This is a genomic window from Woeseia oceani (assembly GCF_001677435.1).
Classification (GTDB): Bacteria; Pseudomonadota; Gammaproteobacteria; order Steroidobacterales; family Woeseiaceae; genus Woeseia; species Woeseia oceani.
Genome location: NZ_CP016268.1, coordinates 3,149,229 through 3,167,150 on the forward strand (window position 1 = coordinate 3,149,229; position 17,922 = coordinate 3,167,150).

Genomic DNA, 17,922 nt, shown 5'->3' on the forward strand with positions numbered 1-17,922 from the left:
AGCGTAGTCCCCTTGGACCTTAAAATAGAGAAGATTGAAGCTGACGCGACGCCAAACGGCGTCGCGTCAATGGTAAATGTCAGGAGACGTCCTTCCAGATCTGCTTCTTGAGCATCGATGCAATGACGAAAAATACGATCAGGAACATCAGCACCCAGGTACCCATGACTCGACGGGTACTTCTCACAGGCTCGCTGATGTATTCAAGAAAATTAACCGTGTCGCGGACGAACCCATCAAACGCTTCGGTCGGCAAGGCTCCGGCGGTCACTGGTTCGAAATGCTCGAAGTGCGGCGTACCGCCTGAGTTGTCCTCAGAGAACACCGCTTTCTGCAGGCCCTGCAACTCCCAAAATACATTGGGCATGCTGGTGCCACCCAGGTACAGGTTATCAACACCTGTCGGGCTGCTCGCGTCCAGGTAAAAGCCGCGCAGGAAGTTGAAGATATAGTCCGTACCCTTTGAGCGAGCCATCAGCGACAAGTCCGGTGGCACTTGTCCGAACCAGCGTTTCGCATCGTCCTCAGGCATATTGACTTCGATCGTCTCGAACATCTTTTCTGCGTTAAACATCAGGTTGTTGACGACCTGATCTTCCGACAACTCAAGGTCTTTGGCGATCGTCTTGTAGCGTACGTATTTAGCCGAGTGACAGCCCGAGCAATAGTTCATGAAGTTACGCGCGCCGCGCTGTAACGACGCGATGTTGTCAACATCGTTGCCTGCTTTTTCCAGCGCCATCTCGGCACCAGCAGCCAGTCCTGCGCTGTTCCACAGTAACAGTGACAGCGCAACAAGAATCCCTTTCTTATTTAGCATGGTAAACCACCCTGTCAGGCACCGGTTTGGTCTTATCTATAGTTGAGTAATACGGCATCAGCAGGAAGAAGCCGAAGTAAATGACCGAGAACACTCTCGCCATTACTACGTAAACATCTTCTGCAGGCTTGAGACCCAACCAGCCGAGCATGACAAAGCTGATTGCGAACAGCGTCAAGGCGACTCGGTAAATCCAGCCACGGTAACGTATCGATTTAACCCGCGAACGATCAAGCCAGGGCAGGAACATCGGCAACAATACCGCCGCCCCCATGAGGATGGCACCCCACAGTTTGTTGGGGACCGCGCGCAAAATTGCGTAGAACGGTGTGAAGTACCAAACAGGCGCGATGTGCTCCGGCGTGGCCATGGTGTTGGCCGGCTCGAAATTAGCGTGTTCGAGGAAATAGCCTCCCATATCCGGCGCAAAAAACACGACGAACGAGAAAATCATCAGGAAGACGATGATCGCAACCAGGTCTTTGCTGGTGTGGTACGGGTGAAATGCAACGCCGTCCAGAGGTACGCCGTCAGGACCTTTGCGTTCCTTGATCTCAATGCCATCAGGGTTGTTGGAGCCGACTTCGTGCAACGCCATGATATGGACTACCACCAACCCGATCAGCGCCAATGGCAAAGCAATAACGTGCAGCGCGAAGAAACGATTGAGCGTGATATCCGATATCGAGTAGTCACCACGGATGAGCTCAACGATCGAGTCGCCGACCACAGGAATGGCACCGAACAGCGAGATGATCACCTGCGCTCCCCAGTAAGACATCTGCCCCCACGGCAACAGATAACCGGCAAAGGCCTCGGCCATCAGCACGAAGAAGATCAACATGCCAATAATCCAGATCAGCTCACGCGGCTTCTTGTAGGAACCGTAGAGCATGGCGCGGAACATGTGCAGGTAAACAATAATGAAAAAGAACGACGCGCCAGTGGAGTGCATGTAGCGTATAAGCCAGCCGAACTCGACATCGCGCATGATGTATTCGACCGACGCGAACGCATCTGCCGCGGCAGGCTTGTAGTTCATCGTCAGGAATATGCCGGTCAGCAGCTGAATGACCAGCACCACCATCGCCAGTACGCCAAACACGTACCAGATATTGAAGTTCTTGGATGCGTAGTATTCGGTGACGTGCTCCTTCATCAGCTTGGTGAACGGGAAGCGATCATCGATCCATTTCATCAAGCCACCGGTCGGAGTGCCGATTTCAGATTCAATACGCGCCATTTATGCTACTCCTGTATCGGCGCCAATCATGATGACGTCATCGCGGACAAAGCGATACGGCGGCACTCGTAAGTTGGTCGGTGCCGGCACGCCTTTATATACGCGGCCAGCCAGGTCGAAGCGCGAGCCGTGGCAAGGGCAGAAAAAGCCACCAAACCAGTCATCGGTAGGGCCTACCTGAAACTGCGGCAGCGGTGCGCACCCCAGGTGCGTGCAGGAACCCTCGATCACGAGGAATTCGGGACGAACCGAGCGGTACTCATTGACCGCGTACTCCGGCTGCTGCTCTACCACCGCAGAATCCGGGTCGCGAAGCAGGTCCGTCGTCTGCGACAGGCGCGCCAGCATCTCTTTGTCGCGGCGCACTACGTAGACCAGCTTGCCTCGCCAGATCACTCGCACCATGGCACCGGGCTCCAGCGAACTGACTGGCACCTCCACCGGAGCTCCCAATGCCTGAGCGCGAGCGCTCGGCTTGAGGGAGGACAAGAACGGAATAGAGGCAAGGACTAAGCCCGCACCTCCGGTCACGGCGGTGGCAACAGTTAAAAAATGACGCCTGTTGCGATCAACGTCGTCGGTCATCGGGCACTCCCATACACCGGCCTAAGGCCGCAATTTTTGCTGTGTTCGAAAACTGGTAGATTTGCAGCAGACCCGATTTGTCGTCAGGATGACGGCTGATCCGGGACTGGGTGCGGAACCAAGGCGGCATTATATACATTTAGCCGTGAACGTGGCTACACGCTAGGCCATCAAGTTCCATCCCGAGCATCGCTAACACTAATGATTGACGAGTATTCATCAGGAGGCCTGGTGGCCCGCATCAAGCCGGTACTGCTGTTTTTACTGCAATCCGTTTGCATCGGACTGGCTACAGCCTTTGTCGTTGTGCTGTTTCGGCCGGATTTGCTGCCGCTGACAAATAACGGTCGGTCCATTGCCACGCCGCCGGCAAGCTATGCAGACGCGGTGGATATTGGCGCTCCGTCAGTCGCCAACATCTACACCCGCCGACTGGTGCAGGCCGGGCCCGAGAACGACGGCAACGACCGGCTGCGCTTGAATACCAGTCTCGGCTCGGCAGTGGTCATCGATGCGGATGGCTATCTCGTCACCAATTACCATGTCATCGCCGATGCGGCAGAAATCCGGGTACAGATGGCCGATGGCCGTATCGCCGACCCTCAAGTGGTCGGTTTTGACGCCGAAACCGACCTCGCACTCCTCAGAGTGGACTTGGGCACGCTGCCCGCCATCCCGCTGGGTCGCTCCAGCAATCTGCGCATCGGCGACGTTGTCCTCGCTATCGGCAACCCCTACGGCCTCACCAAGACCGTCACCCAAGGCATCGTCAGCGCGACGGGCCGCGGACAATTGAACCTGATGACCTTCGAAAATTTCATCCAGACCGACGCGGCGATCAATGAAGGCAATTCCGGCGGTGCACTCATCAATAGTCTGGGTGAACTGGTCGGCATCAACACCGCCGTGCTGGCCCAAGATGCGGGTACCGAGGGCATCAGTTTCGCCATCCCGGTTGACCTCGTGCGCGGTGTGGTCGAGGCGCTGAAGCGCGACGGGCGTGTCATCCGCGGCTATATCGGGCTGGACTCGGACGAATTGACGCCTGCGGAAGCCGATGCGCTCGGGCTTCCTCCGGAAATCGGCATTCTGCTGAATGCCGTGCGCGCCGGCGGACCAGCCGATACGGCCGGGCTGGCCGCAGGTGACGTGGTACTCGCCATTAACGGCGAACCCATACGCACCCGCCAGCAGGCATTGCTGCTTGTCGCCGGCCTGGAACCCGGCGACAAGGTCGAGATGGACTGCTGGCGAGGCGGCCAACGGTTTCGTGCCGAATTAACCGTCGTCGAGCGCCCGCCCGAATTCTGAACCTGGCTAGCAGGCCCGGACGATCGCGGTACTAATCCGCCGCCTGCAGTGCCTGCCATTCCTCCGGCGTGTGCGCACGAATCGACATCGCGTGAATTTCGTTACCCATCAACGTGCCAAGGCACTGGTAGACGAGTTGATGTCTGGCGATTGCGCGTTTGCCCGCGAACGCCTCGGTGACGACCAGCGTCTCGAAATGCGTATTGTCCGGGCTCATTACCCGGACTTCCGCGTCGGGCATTCCGGCTTTGATTAATTGCTCTACTTCAGTGGGGTCCATGGGCGTGCGCTCGATCGACGGGCCTGCCACTGTGGCAGGCCGGGCTGTTATTGGTCGCGCAGTGTAGCAAATGCAGCGCCGTAAATTCGCCCGCCTGCAAGCGGTTCAATGGCCGGATGTTTGTGTATGATGACCCTCCCCGACCGCGCGCACCATGCGCTGGGCGACACGCGGCCGGTTCCCGAGTCTTAGTAGTACTGAATATATGCTTGGCAATATTGTTGAAATTATTGCCGGACTGTCGCTCCTGATCTGGGGTGCAGACCGGTTCGTATTTGGTGGTGCGGCAATAGCGCGCAACCTTGGCGTCGCACCGTTGCTCATCGGCCTGACTATCGTCGCTATCGCCACTTCGGCACCGGAAATTCTGGTGTCCGTCGTCGCTTCTTTGCGTGGCGAACCGGAACTGGCGATCGGTAATGCAATCGGCTCCAATTCCGCGAATATTGGCCTGGTTCTCGGCGCCATCGCGCTGTTCAGACCCATCGAACTGACCTCTGAGACACTGCGCCGCGAGATGCCTGCACTGTTGGCAGTCTCATTGTTAACCGTATCCCTGTTTCTGGACTCGTACCTCAGTCGTATCGACGGCTTCGTACTGCTGACCGCGTTGATCATCGTCATGGTGTGGCTCACCCGGGTCGGCATCCGTTCGTCGGCCAACGACCCAATGCGCAACGATTACGAAGCGGAAATCCCTAGCAACGTCTCCATGCAAAAAGCCGCGATCTGGCTGCTGGTCGGACTAGGAACCTTGCTGTTCGGTGCGGACTTGCTGGTTGACGGAGCCATTGAAGTCGCGCGTCATTTCGGCGTGTCGGAAGTGGTAATCGGCATCACGCTGGTCGCCATCGCAACCAGCCTGCCCGAACTGGCGGTGTCGCTGGTCAGTGCCTACAAAGGCGAGTACGGCCTGGCGATCGGCAACATCGTCGGCTCGAACATATTCAACCTGCTGGCTGTAATCGGCGTTGCGGCCAGTATTCAACCATTGGCGCTGCCGCCGTCGGTCCTCTCGCTGCACATCTTTGTCATGGTTGCCTTTACCCTGGTGCTGTTTGCCATGACCTACGAATACGAAGGTGAGGGCCGCATAAACCGCTTCGAAGGTTTGTGCCTGATCTGCGCCTACTTTGCATATACCGGCTACGTCGTTGTACAGAACGTATAAACTGACGGCTGGCTGACCAAGGGACATCCATTGATCTCCAGACTCACAGCGGCGGAACAAAAAGCACTGGCAGAACGGGTGCTGGACATCGAATCGCGAGCCGTTAGCGCACTGGCCGGGCGGCTTGACGACTCGTTCGCCAAAGCCTGCCAGCTGTGCCTCGATCTGACCGGTCGCGTCGTAGTGACCGGCATGGGCAAGTCGGGTCACATTGCCCGCAAGATTGCAGCCACGCTGGCCAGCACCGGTACGCCGGCTTTTTACATGCACCCCGCGGAAGCCAGCCACGGTGACCTTGGGATGATCACCGGCCAGGACCTGATGCTGGCGGTATCCAACTCCGGCGAGACACAGGAGGTCATCACCATCCTGCCGTTAGTCAAACGCATGGGGGCGAAGCTGATTTCCATGACCGGCAAACCGAAATCGACACTTGCGAAAGCGGCGGACGTGCATTTTGATGTCAGTGTGGAAGAAGAAGCGTGCCCGTTGAATTTGGCGCCTACCGCAAGCACCACAGCAACACTCGCCATGGGTGACGCACTCGCCGTTGCGCTGCTCGAAAGCCGTGGCTTTACCGCCGAAGATTTCGCGCTCTCGCACCCGAGCGGCTCGTTGGGCAAGCGCCTGTTGCTGCGGGTTGCCGACGTCATGCACAGTGGCGAGGCCATACCAATGGTAACCGCCGATGTCAGTCTCAGCGCCGGGCTGGTGGAAATGTCGCAGAAAGGTCTCGGCATGACGGCCGTTGTTGACCAACAACAGCATATCCTCGGCATTTTCACAGACGGTGACCTGCGACGGACGCTTGACAGCGGCGTCGATGTGCACAAGGTGCCTATGGCTGAGGTCATGCATCGCAACTGCAAGACGATCCCGGTCGACATACTGGCCGCAGAGGCCATACATGTTATGGAAGAACATAAGATCAACGGCCTGCTGGTCATCAACGAAGACGGTGTACTCGTTGGCGCGCTGAATATTCACGATCTGTTTCGTGCGGGGATCGTATGAGCACTGATGAGCTGTCACACAGGTTGGCGGCGGTACAGCTCGCTGCCTTTGATATCGACGGCGTGTTCACAGACGGTCGTTTCTACCTCTCCGATGCCGGCGTTGAAAGCAAGGCATTCTGCACGCTCGACGGCTACGGCATTCGACGCGCGCTTGATGCGGGTATCGCCGTCGCGGTGATCAGCGGCCGACAGTCTCGCGCGGTAGAAATTCGCATGGCGGAGCTTGGCGTGCAGCATGTGTACCTGGGCTGCAAGGATAAAGTTGCCGTGTTCGAGACTTTGCTGGCGCAACTCAAGCTACAAGCTTCGCAATGCGCCTATACCGGCGACGATGTACCCGACCTGCCATTGCTGCGCCGCGCGGGCATTGCTATCGCGGTTGCCAACGCCCACCCGCAGGTAGTGGCAGAATGCGACTTTGTCACCCAGTGGCGTGGCGGCTACGGCGCCGTCCGCGACGTCTGTGACCGCTTGCTGGCGGCTCGCGATCAGCCCGCACCGGCATGACAGTGCTGCGCGCCACAACTCTGCCGAGGCTGACCGGTCTGGGTAGCGGGACAAACCCACGATGACCGGCCGGCATGTCGCCGGTTTCATCGCCTTGCTCGGGGCCGCGGCCGCCAGCTGGTACCTCGCGAGTTCGCTGGATACAGCGGCTCCGCCGGTGTCGGGCACCGGCGGCATCCAGCAAGGCTACTACCTGCGCTCCGCCCGTATTCTGGGCACCGGTGATAGCGGCCAATTGCTGTACGAAATTGAAGCGGAATATGCCGAACAGCGCGGCACGGATGAAATCGCGTTCGACAACGTCAGAATTCAGTACGCTGCGGACTCGGACATACCGTGGTCAGTCAGCGCCGATCAGGCGCTAATTACCGGCGAGGAACAACACCTGACCTTGTCGGGTCACGTGGTGGCCGTCAGCAATCGGGGGTTTTCCGGCGCAGTGACCGAGATACGCACAGACTGGCTGGAGCTGGAGCCGGGAAAGTACCGTGCAGCAACCGATCAGCGGGTTCAGATCCGCATCGGCGAGCGCAGTCTGACGGCTACTGGCATGGAAGCCTTGTTCGACCAGAACCGATTAGAGCTAAAGTCAAATGTCAGCGGCAAGTTCGTGCCCTGATAACGTAGAATGGCTGTCTGTCTGAACCCAAAAGTGCGTCGCTGGTCCTCAAATACATGTTAAATCGATCTCACTTGCTGCTTGCCATCTGTGCACTGGCCTCCCTGGCCGGCATACCGGCGAGCGTGTACGCGCAGGCGAGCGATCTGCGTCTGCCGATTTCACTGGACGCCGATTCAACCGACTACGACGGCAAGAATTCGATGCTGATGTTCCGCGGCCTGCGCCTGACACAGGGCAGCATCGGTGTTGAAGCCGACACTGGCCGCGCCAGCAAACTCGACTTCGAAGACAGCGTTTGGCAATTCTCCGGCAATGTCCGCATCGATACCGGCAACGGGCAAATCCGCTGCGACGATGCCAACCTGCATTTCGCGGGCCACCAGTTACGCCTGGCCAGCATCTCCGGCTCACCGGCGACCTTTGAGCTGCGCCGGGCAGACAGTGACCAGGTGACTTACGCCGAAGCCGGCCAGCTGGAATACAACTTCAGTGACGGCGTTATCGAATTTTCCGACAAGGCCATCATCACCGAAGGCGGCAACCAGATTTCCAGCAATTTTCTGGTCTACAACATCCGTGAGCGCCGCATTAATGCTGACTCGAGTGGCAATGGCGGCGAAAAGGTCAAGATTACCTACACCCCGGACAGCCGCAACAGTGCTCAACCTCAGCAAGAACCGGTACCCGAAGCCGAAGCGCCGGACGGCAACGGGGATGGCGTGCAATGAGCATATTGAGCGTGCAGGACATTGCGAAGCGCTACAAATTCCGGGAAGTCGTCAAGAACATATCGCTGGAAATATCCAGTGGCGAAGTCGTCGGGCTGCTCGGGCCCAATGGCGCCGGCAAGACAACCGCTTTCTACATGATCGTTGGACTGATCGCAGCAGATCGCGGGCGCATATTGCTGGACGGTCAAGACCTCACCGCGCTGCCCATGCATCGTCGGGCGGCAATGGGTCTTGGTTACCTGCCACAGGAAGCATCGATTTTTCGCAAACTGACCGTCGAGCAGAACGTGCTCGCAATCCTCGAGAACCGCGCTGACCTGGACCGCCCCGGACGGGAACAGGAATTAGACCAATTGCTCGACGAACTGCACGTCGGTCATGTGCGTACAAGCCTGGGCATCAGCCTGTCAGGCGGCGAACGGCGGCGCGTCGAAATCGCCAGGGCCCTCGCCGCCAATCCCCGCTTTGTTTTGCTGGACGAACCGTTCGCCGGCGTCGACCCGATCTCGGTACTGGATATTCAACGCATTATCAAACATTTATGCGATCGCGACATCGGCGTACTGATTACCGATCACAATGTCAGGGAAACACTCGGAATCTGCGAACGAGCCTATATACTCAATGATGGCAGTCTGATCGCATCAGGGCCACCGGATGAAATTTTGAGCAATCAGCACGTTCGAGAAGTGTATCTCGGACAGGAGTTCAAACTCTGAACAAAATGTGTACCAAGAATCCCGCCGCTAACGCCTGCAGTTATTCCTGATGCTAAAACCGTCGCTTCAACTCAAACTCGGTCAATCGTTGACGATGACCCCGCAGTTGCAACAGGCCATCAGGCTGCTGCAATTGCCGGTGCTCGATCTCAGCGCGCAGATTCAGGAAGCGCTGGAAGAAAACATCATGCTGGAAATGGAGGACCTGCCAGAGGTTCCCGCCAACAGTGCCGATTCCACTGCCGAAGTCGAAACCATAAAGGCAGAAGAGAACTGGCAGTCGAGTTCCATGGAACGCATGCAGGATGGCGGCTGGAACGGCGAAGGACGGACCAGCGACGACTACGCCGATCAAAGCGGCGAGTCACTGCGCGATCACCTGCTCTGGCAACTTGAACTAGACAGCTTCGACGAGCGTGAAACGCTGATCGGCGAAGCATTGATCGACGCGATCAACGACGATGGCTACCTGACCGCAGAGTTTGACGACGTACGCGCCTGTGTCGACATTGGCAGCGCACCCAGTGATGACGAGATCGAATTCACCCTGCAAAAAATACAGCGCCTCGATCCTGTCGGCGTCGGTGCGCGTACTCTTTCCGAGTGCATCGTGTTGCAACTGTCGCAGCTCGACGAGCAGACCCCTGGCCTGAAACTCGCTATCGACCTCGCCGCAGAACACCTCGATCTGATTGCCAATCAGGAATACGCTGAGCTGCGACGCAGCCTGCGCGCCTCGGAAGACGAACTGGACGCGGCACTGGCCCTGGTAAAAGGCTGCCACCCGAAGCCTGGCCTCGCGGTCAGCCCGGCGGCACCCGAATACGTCATTCCCGACGTCTTTGTCAGAAAAATAGACAATCAATGGCACGTCGAAGTCAGCTCTTCCGGCATTCCACGGCTATCAGTAAATCAGCAGTACGCGCAGTTGCTTCGCGGCAGTGGTGATCATTCCGTTTTGCGTTCGCAGTTGCAGGAAGCCCGCTGGCTGGTCAGAAGCCTTGAAATCCGCAACGAAACATTAATGAAAGTCGCAACTTGCATCGTTGCCCGACAACACGAGTTTCTGGACTTCGGCGATGAATCCATGAAACCCCTGGTTCTGCGTGACGTAGCCGAATCAATCGGCATGCACGAATCAACAATTTCTCGTGTTACAACAAACAAGTACATGCATACGCCGCGCGGCGTATTCGAATTCAAGTACTTTTTCTCTAGCCACCTTTCGACAACGGACGGTGACGACCAGTCGTCAACAGCCGTCCGCGCGAAAATACGCAAGCTGATTGGCGCGGAAGACCCGGGCAAACCGCTGAGCGACAGCAAAATAGCCACTATCCTCGAGCAGGAAGGCATAAATGTTGCGAGACGAACAGTTGCCAAGTACCGTGAAGCTATGAAGATTTTGTCGTCCAGCGAACGCCGGGTACGCAAACCAAAATAGGTAAAACTAACCATTCCGATTGCAACAGGAGGACATTAAGACACCATTAACTTTTTCGACGACAGTGGAAACACCGGAGACAGGGGGAGCGAAAGTGAGTCCACTATTAGCAACACGGGAGAACACCATGCAACTAAGCGTAACGGGCCATCACGTAGACGTAACCACGGCAATGCGGAATTACGTTGCCACCAAGATCGAAAAAGTCGAACGGCATTTTGATCTTGTTTCAGATGTGCACTGCGTATTGACTGTCGAGAAGCTACGCCATAAAGCAGAAGCGACAGTGAACGTAAACGGTGGCAGAATACACGCTGACGCAACAGAAGATGACATGTACGCGGCGATAGACAGTCTTGTAGATAAACTTGATCGTCAGGTTAGAAAGCATAAAGAAAAGCTGGCTGACCACCACGCCAGAGAAGCGGACAAACGATCTTACGGCTAACGACTTTGACCCCGCGACGCACATTCAATGCGTCGCGGGGTCAACCCCCACCACTCCAGGCGACGGCGCTCCAGCCGCAGAAATACGCCATGATTCTCGAAGAATTAATCAACCCGGACAATGTCTTGTGCAATGCGCATGCTCGCAGCAAGAAGCATTGCCTCCAGATTCTCAGTGAATTACTGGCACGCTCGGCCGGAGAAATTTCCAACGAAGAAATTTTTTCGCGGCTAATCGAGCGTGAACGTCTGGGCTGTACCAGCCTTGATGCTGGCATTGCCTTTCCACACTGCCGGGTGGAAGGTGTTACGGCCAGTTCTGGCGCGCTAATGAAGCTGTCCAGCCCGGTCGACTTTGATGCCAGCGATGGCGAAGATGTGGATATTGTGTTCGGCTTGATGGTTCCCGTAGAACTCGATGACAATCACCGAGCGGACATCAATATGATTGCCAGCTCCTTGATGAGCCAGGACTTGCGCGCCGCCATACGGGCAGCCAAAACCAGTAAAGAACTGTATCAGGCGTTGCTAAGCCAGCAGCGACCTGCTAATGATGCGAACGAGGAAGCGGAAGCTGGCTCGGCCCCACAATAACAGCAGTCAGCTCACAACCAAGGCCAGCGAACGATGTCAGAAGAAACCCGGCTCATAATGGTCAGCGGGCTTTCCGGTTCCGGAAAGAGCGTCGCGCTGCACGTGCTTGAAGATCTTGGCTATTACTGCATCGACAACATGCCCGCCGCGCTCATCAAGTCGGTCATAGACGAAGTAACCCGATTCGAAGAACGATCCGTCGCACGTATCGCCGTGGGCATCGATGCCCGAAACCGACAACGGGATATTCAGGCGTTGCCGGATACGATCAAGAACCTGCGCGACAACAACATTCAAACCGACGTTCTGTTCCTGCAAGCGGACGACGACATCCTGCTAAAACGTTACAGCGAGACGAGACGCCGCCACCCTCTGTCCGGCGATGGTACTGCGCTGCGGGCAGCAATCCTGCACGAGCGCGAGCTGCTGGGTCCAATTATCAATCTGGCAGATCTCATCATTGATACGTCGACAAGCAGCGTTTACGAGCTTGCCGACGCGATTCGCGACCGGGTCGATCGGCGCGGCAAGAAGATGCTGTCCGTCCTGATCGAATCATTTGGCTTTAAACACGGCATACCCGCCGATGCAGACTTCGTTTTCGACCTGCGCAGCCTGCCCAACCCGTATTGGCAACCCAACCTGCGCAGTCTTACCGGCCAGGACCAGGCCGTGGCTGACTTCCTCAACAAGCAACCGTCGTTCGAACGGATGTACAACGACGTACTGGGGTTCTTGCAGCACTGGATACCCGAATACGTCAACTTTGACCGCAGTTACCTGACCGTTGCGCTCGGCTGCACCGGCGGTCAGCATCGATCGGTTTACATGGCAGAGAAACTGGCGAAAGCGCTGCAACTGACCCACGACCCTGTCCTCACCCGCCACAACGAATTGCGCAGACGCGACAGCCACTAGCTCACGCTACCTACATTTCGGCGGTGACAGGTCAGCTGGCGCAGGTGCTACGCCCCGCAAACCTCGCTACACTGCATGGCATCCCCGCTTGAACGCTGTCTGGACAGATGCCAAGCGGTGCAAGTAACAGACAGGATGCCCCCCATGGACAGCAACGACGCAAAACAGACAACTCTGTCGATGCTCCGGGAACGCCTCGACGCCGGCCGGATGCGCTCGGCGCGGCGTCTCGTTGGCAACCTGCACCCTGCCGAACTGGCGCGACTGCTTGAATCCTTGCCACTGCGTGAGCGCGGCGTTATCTGGGAGATGATCGGCCCCGATATCGAGGGCGACGTACTTGTAGAACTGGCAGACGAAGTCCGCAACGGACTGATCGAAGGCATGGCGACCGACGAGCTGATCGCGGCAGTCGAAGGCATGGAAATCGACGATCTCGCGGACTTGCTGGCGGAGTTGCCGGATGCGCTGAACCGCGAGGTGCTGAAGTCACTTGATCATCAGGATCACGAACGGCTGACGCAGATTCTGGCTTACGACGAAGACAGTGCCGGCGGTCTGATGAACGTCGACATAGTCACCGTGCGGCCGGATGTAACTCTTGACGTAGTGCAACGATACCTGCGCGCACGCGGTGAGATTCCGGATGGCACAGACTCCATCTTTGTTGTGGACCGGGACAACAAGTACAAAGGCGCGCTGTTCCTGTCGCGTATTCTGACGGCCGACCAGGAAAAATTGGTTGGCGAAGTGATGTCCACTAACGTCGTGCCGATTCCCGCCTCGGCGCGCTCCAAGGAGGTCGTCTGGGAGTTCGAACATCGCGACTTGTTATCCGCGCCGGTAGCCGATGAACACAACCGGGTGGTCGGCCGTATTACGGTCGACGACGTTGTTGACGTCATCCGGGAAGAAGCGGAGCACTCACTGATGGGTGCCGCTGGTCTTGATGAAGAAGACGACATGTTCGCGCCAGTGGCGAAAAGTGCCCGCCGTCGCGCTTTGTGGCTTGGCATCAACCTGGCCACCGCATTCCTGGCCGCGTCGGTTGTCGACCTGTTTCAGACGACGATCGACAAGATCGTACTGCTGGCCGTACTGATGCCGGTTGTACCGAGCATGGGCGGTATCGCCGGCACCCAATCGTTGACGATCATGACGCGGGCGATCGCGCTCGGCCAGATTGACAAGACCAATGCGCGACGCATCTTTCGCAAGGAGGTGCTTGTTGGGGTACTGAACGGGTTTGGCTGGGCGGCGGTCGTCGCACTGTTCACGCTGCTCTGGTTCAAGGACTGGCGTATCGGCGCGGTCATTGCCGGTGCAATGTGCATTAATCTGGTCATTGCGGCAGCCGCCGGTTTCGCTATCCCAATGACCATGAAACGCATGAACATCGACCCCGCGCTGGCAGGCGGCGTCGTACTGACCACCATAACCGATGTCGTCGGCTACATGGCGTTTCTCGGTCTCGGAGCTATGTTCCTGATCTAGCCTTCGAGCGGTTCAAAGTCCGTTGAATTTCAACACCGGGTGACTACCGGTCAGGTCATTGGATACCCACTGTGGTGCGTAGAGCCGCGGCACCGGATCGCCTCTGACAAACGCTTCGAGCTGGTCGCGCACCTTCATTGCATCCTGGTAGCCCAATTCGATCAGGTCCCGGGTGTAATCACTCTCGAACAACAAGAAGCTCAGCAAGCGGCTGCCACTCGCACCGCGACCGCCAATACCGCGCAGCAAAGCGCGCACCGGGAGCGGCATCGACTTGCGGTGCTCGTAGGCAATCTCGCGCAGATCGCAACTCGGCAAGACAATCATCGTGTCAATCGGCCGCATGTCCTCCAGGGCTCCCTTGCGGTGCTCAGGCGGCACGGAGTCGATCAATTCATTAATGCGGGTCAGTCGTTCCAAGTCCGAGTACAGGCCATCCATGAACAGCGTGTCGAGCATGTATCCAGCGATTGTGGCCATGCTCGGAAACGGCTGTTCCGTACCCGGTGCTATTCCGGGGTCGGCCGTTTCGTCCCGCACACCAATCACCAGTATTCGATCGGCCCCCAAGTGCACAGCCGGACTCAGGGGTGTCGCCTGGCGCATGGCCCCATCGCCGAAATACTCACCATCGATCATGACCGGTGGAAAAACCATCGGTACGGCGATGCTGGCCATCAGATGGTCGAGGCGCAGCTCACCACTCACACCAACCCGGCGGGTTCTGGCCCAGTTTTCGTGCCCGTCTGTACCCTGGAAAAAAGACGTCGATCGTGCGGTCGCGTAGCCTGCGGCTGTGATGGCAACGGACTGCAGAAAACCCTCCTCGATAACTTTCTCGAGTCGTGGAAAGCGAATCTTGCGGCTCAGCAAGGTCCGTAGCGGCGAGTTATCGAGCAACGAGTTCGGAGTACCGACGAAATTACCGCCCAATACGATAGCCGCCAGCCAGTGCAAGCTGCTCTTTAACATGGTCCAGGCATCGGAGCGATAGACCTGTTCGCAATGAAAATTGCCCCAGACGTGTTCCAGTGCTTGTACCGCGATCGAGAAGTGTCGCGCACGGGTTGCCAGCACCACGGAATTGATGGCGCCTGCAGAGGTCCCGCTAATGATAGGAAACGGGTTGGCACTGCCTGGCGGAGTTAATTCCGCGATAGCCTTGAGTACGCCCACCTGAAATGCGCCGCGAGCTCCGCCGCCCGGCAGAACCAGCGCTGTATTGTGTTTGTTGGACTGTCTATTCATGAGTGGCAGGTATTATAGTGCGCTCAGCTCTGCAGCAATACCATGCAGTCCACAATATCCCGCTTGACTGAAGTCAAAGGTAGCGAAGAGGAACTCCGCCATGTTGCGTTTGATAATGACAATAGTAACGGCCAGCACACTGTTGCTTGCCCTCCCGGTATCGGCCGGTGACCTGCTGCCCGGCAGCAAGGCTCCGGACTTTGCGCTCTCTGATCAAAATGGCAAGACCCACACGCTGCAGGACTATCGCGATCAATGGGTCGCGTTGTATTTTTACCCGAAAGACGACACGCCCGGATGCACGACCGAAGCCTGTGAGTTTCGAGATGACATATTCGAGTTTCGCCGCAAGGATTGCGCCATACTCGGCGTCAGCCTCGATAGCGCGGAATCACACAAGGCCTTCGCTGAAAAGCACGGCTTGCCGTTTCCACTGCTGGCCGACACTGATGGTGCAGCGGCAGATGCCTACGGCGTCAAAGTCAGTCGATTCGGCTTTGCCATGGCCAAACGACAAACCTTTTTAATCGACCCCGACGGCAATATCGCCCGGCACTACACCGATGTCGATCCGGACTCGCATTCCCGCGAAGTGCTCGCCGATCTCGACGAACTGCAATCACAGTAGCCGCTGCGCCGGACTGACACTGCCTTTGATGCAGGGCGGTGTCAGTGCAGTTTGCGAATTCCGGCATCCAGTCCGGCTACGGTCAATGGAAACATCCGGTCGTCCATCAGGTCACGTGCGAGCTTAATCGACGGTGTGAAATCCCAGCGCTCCCGGGGTTCCGGATTCAGCCATATTGCCTTTGGGAAGGTCGTTAGCAATCGCTTGATCCAAACGGCCCCGGGTTCTTCGTTCCAGTGCTCAACGCTGCCGCCGGGATACACGATCTCATACGGGCTCATAGTGGCATCGCCGACAAAAATCAGTTTGTAGTCCGCGCTGTACTTCCGAGTCACTTCGCCGATCGACATGCGTTCGTCATGACGCCGGCGGTTGTCTTTCCACAATCCTTCGTAAATGAAATTGTGGAAATAGAAGTATTCCAGGTGCTTGAACTCGGACCGGGCGGCGGAAAACATTTCTTCGCATACCCGTACGTGATCGTCCATAGACCCGCCCACGTCCAGGCACAACAGGACTTTCACAGCGTTGTGACGTTCCGGAACCATGCGTATATCCAGCATGCCGGCGTTGCGCGCTGTCTTGTCGATCGTGTCGTCGAGATCCAGCTGATCGGCTGCACCTTCACGGGCAAACTTTCGCAGTTTGCGTAGTGCCACTTTGATATTGCGCGTACCGAGTTCAACCGAGTCGTCCAGGTTCCGGTATTCGCGGCGGTCCCAGACTTTGGTCGCCTTGCGGTGTCGGGAGCCGTCCTGACCAATGCGCACGCCTTCCGGGTTATAGCCGTAAGCACCGAACGGCGAGGTACCGGCCGTACCAATCCACTTGTTGCCGCCTTCGTGCCGCTCGTCCTGCTCTTCCAGTCGCTGCTTGAGCGCCTCCATCAGTTTGTCGAAGCCACCCATCGCTTCTATCTGGGCGCGCTCTTCAGCGGACAACATCAGCTCCGCCTGCTTCAATAACCAGTCATCCGGCAACTCTTCCTGCAGGTCCTGCAGCGCGTCCTCAATACCTTTGAAGTGCGCTGCGAAAATCCGGTCAAAGCGATCGAACAGCGACTCGTCTTTGACCAGTGTCGCACGTGCCAGGTAGTAGAAATTGTTGACGTCATGGCCAGCCAGGCCTTCCTTCATCGCCGTCAGCAAGGTCAGCAGCTCTGTCAAAGAAGGTTTCAAACCGCCTTCACGAAGCATGTAGAAAAACCGAATCAACATGAGGGTCGGCTACTTTGAACGGGAACGTCGGTCCAGAAACACCAGTTGCTCGAACAAATGCACATCCTGCTCGTTTTTCAGCAAAGCACCGTACAGCGGCGGGATCGCACGCCCCGCATCACTGTTTCGCAACACTTCCGGTGAAATGTCTTCCGCCAGCAGCAGCTTGATCCAGTCGAGCAGCTCCGAGGTCGAAGGTTTCTTCTTCAGGCCCGGCACATCGCGCAATTTATAAAAGGCTTCCAGTGCTTCCTTCAGGAGATCTTTTTTCAGTCCGGGGAAATGCACATCGACTATCTTCGCCATCGTGTCTTTGTCCGGAAACTGGATATAGTGAAAAAAGCAACGACGCAGGAAAGCGTCAGGCAGTTCTTTCTCATTGTTGCTGGTGATCATGATGATCGGGCGATGAGTCGCTTTTACCAGCTTCTGCGTTTCATAAACGTAGAACTCCATACGATCGAGTTCCTGTAACAGGTCATTCGGAAACTCGATATCCGCTTTGTCGATTTCGTCGATCAGCAACACTGGCTGTTTTTCGGAGTCGAAAGCCTCCCAGATTTTGCCGCGCACAATGTAGTTCGCGATATCGTGGACCCGATTGTCCCCAAGCTGCGAGTCACGCAGACGCGCGACCGCGTCATATTCGTAAAGGCCCTGCTGTGCTTTCGTCGTCGACTTGATGTGCCATTCGTACAATGGCCGATCCAGAGCAGCCGCCACCTCTATGGCGAGCTGAGTCTTGCCGGTGCCCGGCTCGCCTTTAATGAGTATCGGGCGCTGAAGCGTGACAGCGGCATTGACCGCCATCATCAGATCGTCCGTGGCGATATAGGAATCCGTTCCGGTAAATTTTTTCTGGCTCATCGATCGTCCATTGGGAAATGCATGACCGCGAACAGTACCACCGGCAAGCGACTGTCGTAC

20 protein-coding genes are annotated in these 17,922 nt (G+C 57.0%); 13 read left to right on the forward strand and 7 right to left on the reverse strand.

Going from position 1 to position 17,922, the window contains the following annotated elements; genetic code table 11:
• Window positions 1-79 precede the first annotated feature (79 nt).
• From BA177_RS14245 to petA, 3 genes are read right to left on the reverse strand one after another with little or no spacing between them, the layout of a single operon-like run.
• The gene (locus BA177_RS14245; RefSeq protein ID WP_068617293.1) at window positions 80-820 is read right to left on the reverse strand and encodes a cytochrome c1; all 741 of its coding nucleotides are present in this window, start codon (window positions 818-820) and stop codon (window positions 80-82) included.
• Entirely contained in the window at window positions 810-2,063 is a 1,254-nt protein-coding gene (locus BA177_RS14250; protein WP_082990129.1) for a cytochrome b, read from the reverse strand. The genes BA177_RS14245 and BA177_RS14250 overlap by 11 nt, the downstream gene beginning before the upstream one ends.
• The gene (petA, locus tag BA177_RS14255; protein WP_068617294.1) at window positions 2,064-2,648 is read right to left on the reverse strand and encodes a ubiquinol-cytochrome c reductase iron-sulfur subunit; all 585 of its coding nucleotides are present in this window, start codon (window positions 2,646-2,648) and stop codon (window positions 2,064-2,066) included.
• Between the two features lie 324 nt (window positions 2,649-2,972).
• Between petA and BA177_RS14260 the strand changes: the two genes are divergently transcribed.
• A complete protein-coding gene (locus BA177_RS14260) occupies window positions 2,973-3,959 on the forward strand; it encodes a S1C family serine protease (protein ID WP_231892453.1) in 987 nt (328 codons plus the stop codon).
• Between the two features lie 31 nt (window positions 3,960-3,990).
• Here BA177_RS14260 and BA177_RS14265 read toward each other — a convergent pair whose 3' ends face one another.
• Window positions 3,991-4,239 carry a BolA family protein gene (locus BA177_RS14265; RefSeq protein ID WP_068619426.1) on the reverse strand — a complete coding sequence of 83 codons (249 nt, stop codon included), beginning with the start codon at window positions 4,237-4,239 and terminating at the stop codon, window positions 3,991-3,993.
• A 205-nt stretch (window positions 4,240-4,444) separates the two neighbouring features.
• Between BA177_RS14265 and BA177_RS14270 the strand changes: the two genes are divergently transcribed.
• The 11 genes from BA177_RS14270 (at window position 4,445) to mgtE (ending at window position 13,902) form a co-directional block, all read left to right on the forward strand.
• Entirely contained in the window at window positions 4,445-5,410 is a 966-nt protein-coding gene (locus tag BA177_RS14270) for a calcium/sodium antiporter (protein ID WP_068617297.1), read from the forward strand.
• Window positions 5,411-5,443: 33 nt separating this feature from the next.
• Window positions 5,444-6,424, forward strand: coding sequence for a KpsF/GutQ family sugar-phosphate isomerase (locus tag BA177_RS14275; protein ID WP_068619428.1), 981 nt, complete (start codon window positions 5,444-5,446; stop codon window positions 6,422-6,424).
• Window positions 6,421-6,933, forward strand: a complete 513-nt coding sequence (locus BA177_RS14280; RefSeq protein WP_068617298.1) for a KdsC family phosphatase — start codon at window positions 6,421-6,423, stop codon at window positions 6,931-6,933. The genes BA177_RS14275 and BA177_RS14280 overlap by 4 nt, the downstream gene beginning before the upstream one ends.
• Window positions 6,934-6,994: 61 nt before the next feature.
• Window positions 6,995-7,552, forward strand: a complete 558-nt coding sequence (lptC, locus tag BA177_RS14285) for an LPS export ABC transporter periplasmic protein LptC (protein WP_068617299.1) — start codon at window positions 6,995-6,997, stop codon at window positions 7,550-7,552.
• 56 nt (window positions 7,553-7,608) lie between these two features.
• Window positions 7,609-8,283: an LptA/OstA family protein gene (locus BA177_RS14290; RefSeq protein ID WP_082990130.1), complete on the forward strand. Its 675-nt coding sequence runs from the start codon at window positions 7,609-7,611 to the stop codon at window positions 8,281-8,283.
• On the forward strand, window positions 8,280-9,005 hold the full coding sequence (gene lptB / locus BA177_RS14295) for an LPS export ABC transporter ATP-binding protein (RefSeq protein ID WP_068617304.1): 726 nt from the start codon (window positions 8,280-8,282) through the stop codon (window positions 9,003-9,005). Before BA177_RS14290 ends, lptB begins: the two co-directional genes overlap by 4 nt.
• Window positions 9,006-9,054: 49 nt before the next feature.
• Window positions 9,055-10,449: an RNA polymerase factor sigma-54 gene (locus tag BA177_RS14300; protein WP_068617305.1), complete on the forward strand. Its 1,395-nt coding sequence runs from the start codon at window positions 9,055-9,057 to the stop codon at window positions 10,447-10,449.
• 127 nt (window positions 10,450-10,576) lie between these two features.
• Complete coding sequence (hpf, locus tag BA177_RS14305) at window positions 10,577-10,897, forward strand: ribosome hibernation-promoting factor, HPF/YfiA family (protein WP_068617307.1); 321 nt, start codon at window positions 10,577-10,579, stop codon at window positions 10,895-10,897.
• A gap of 89 nt (window positions 10,898-10,986) precedes the next feature.
• Window positions 10,987-11,490 (forward strand): PTS sugar transporter subunit IIA, encoded by a 504-nt coding sequence (locus BA177_RS14310; protein ID WP_068617309.1) that lies wholly within the window; start codon window positions 10,987-10,989, stop codon window positions 11,488-11,490.
• Window positions 11,491-11,523: 33 nt separating this feature from the next.
• Complete coding sequence (rapZ, locus tag BA177_RS14315) at window positions 11,524-12,408, forward strand: RNase adapter RapZ (RefSeq protein ID WP_068617311.1); 885 nt, start codon at window positions 11,524-11,526, stop codon at window positions 12,406-12,408.
• A 144-nt stretch (window positions 12,409-12,552) separates the two neighbouring features.
• Entirely contained in the window at window positions 12,553-13,902 is a 1,350-nt protein-coding gene (gene mgtE / locus BA177_RS14320; protein WP_231892454.1) for a magnesium transporter, read from the forward strand.
• Window positions 13,903-13,914: 12 nt separating this feature from the next.
• Here mgtE and BA177_RS14325 read toward each other — a convergent pair whose 3' ends face one another.
• Window positions 13,915-15,150 carry a patatin-like phospholipase family protein gene (locus BA177_RS14325; protein WP_068617313.1) on the reverse strand — a complete coding sequence of 412 codons (1,236 nt, stop codon included), beginning with the start codon at window positions 15,148-15,150 and terminating at the stop codon, window positions 13,915-13,917.
• Between the two features lie 100 nt (window positions 15,151-15,250).
• Here BA177_RS14325 and BA177_RS14330 point away from each other — a divergent pair, with 100 nt between their 5' ends.
• A complete protein-coding gene (locus BA177_RS14330; protein ID WP_068617314.1) occupies window positions 15,251-15,778 on the forward strand; it encodes a peroxiredoxin in 528 nt (175 codons plus the stop codon).
• Between the two features lie 41 nt (window positions 15,779-15,819).
• On the opposite strand, the gene BA177_RS14335 is transcribed toward BA177_RS14330, so the two are convergent.
• Window positions 15,820-16,995, reverse strand: a complete 1,176-nt coding sequence (locus BA177_RS14335; RefSeq protein WP_068617315.1) for a vWA domain-containing protein — start codon at window positions 16,993-16,995, stop codon at window positions 15,820-15,822.
• A gap of 9 nt (window positions 16,996-17,004) precedes the next feature.
• Window positions 17,005-17,862, reverse strand: a complete 858-nt coding sequence (locus BA177_RS14340) for an AAA family ATPase (protein ID WP_068617316.1) — start codon at window positions 17,860-17,862, stop codon at window positions 17,005-17,007.
• Window positions 17,863-17,922: the final 60 nt, after the last annotated feature.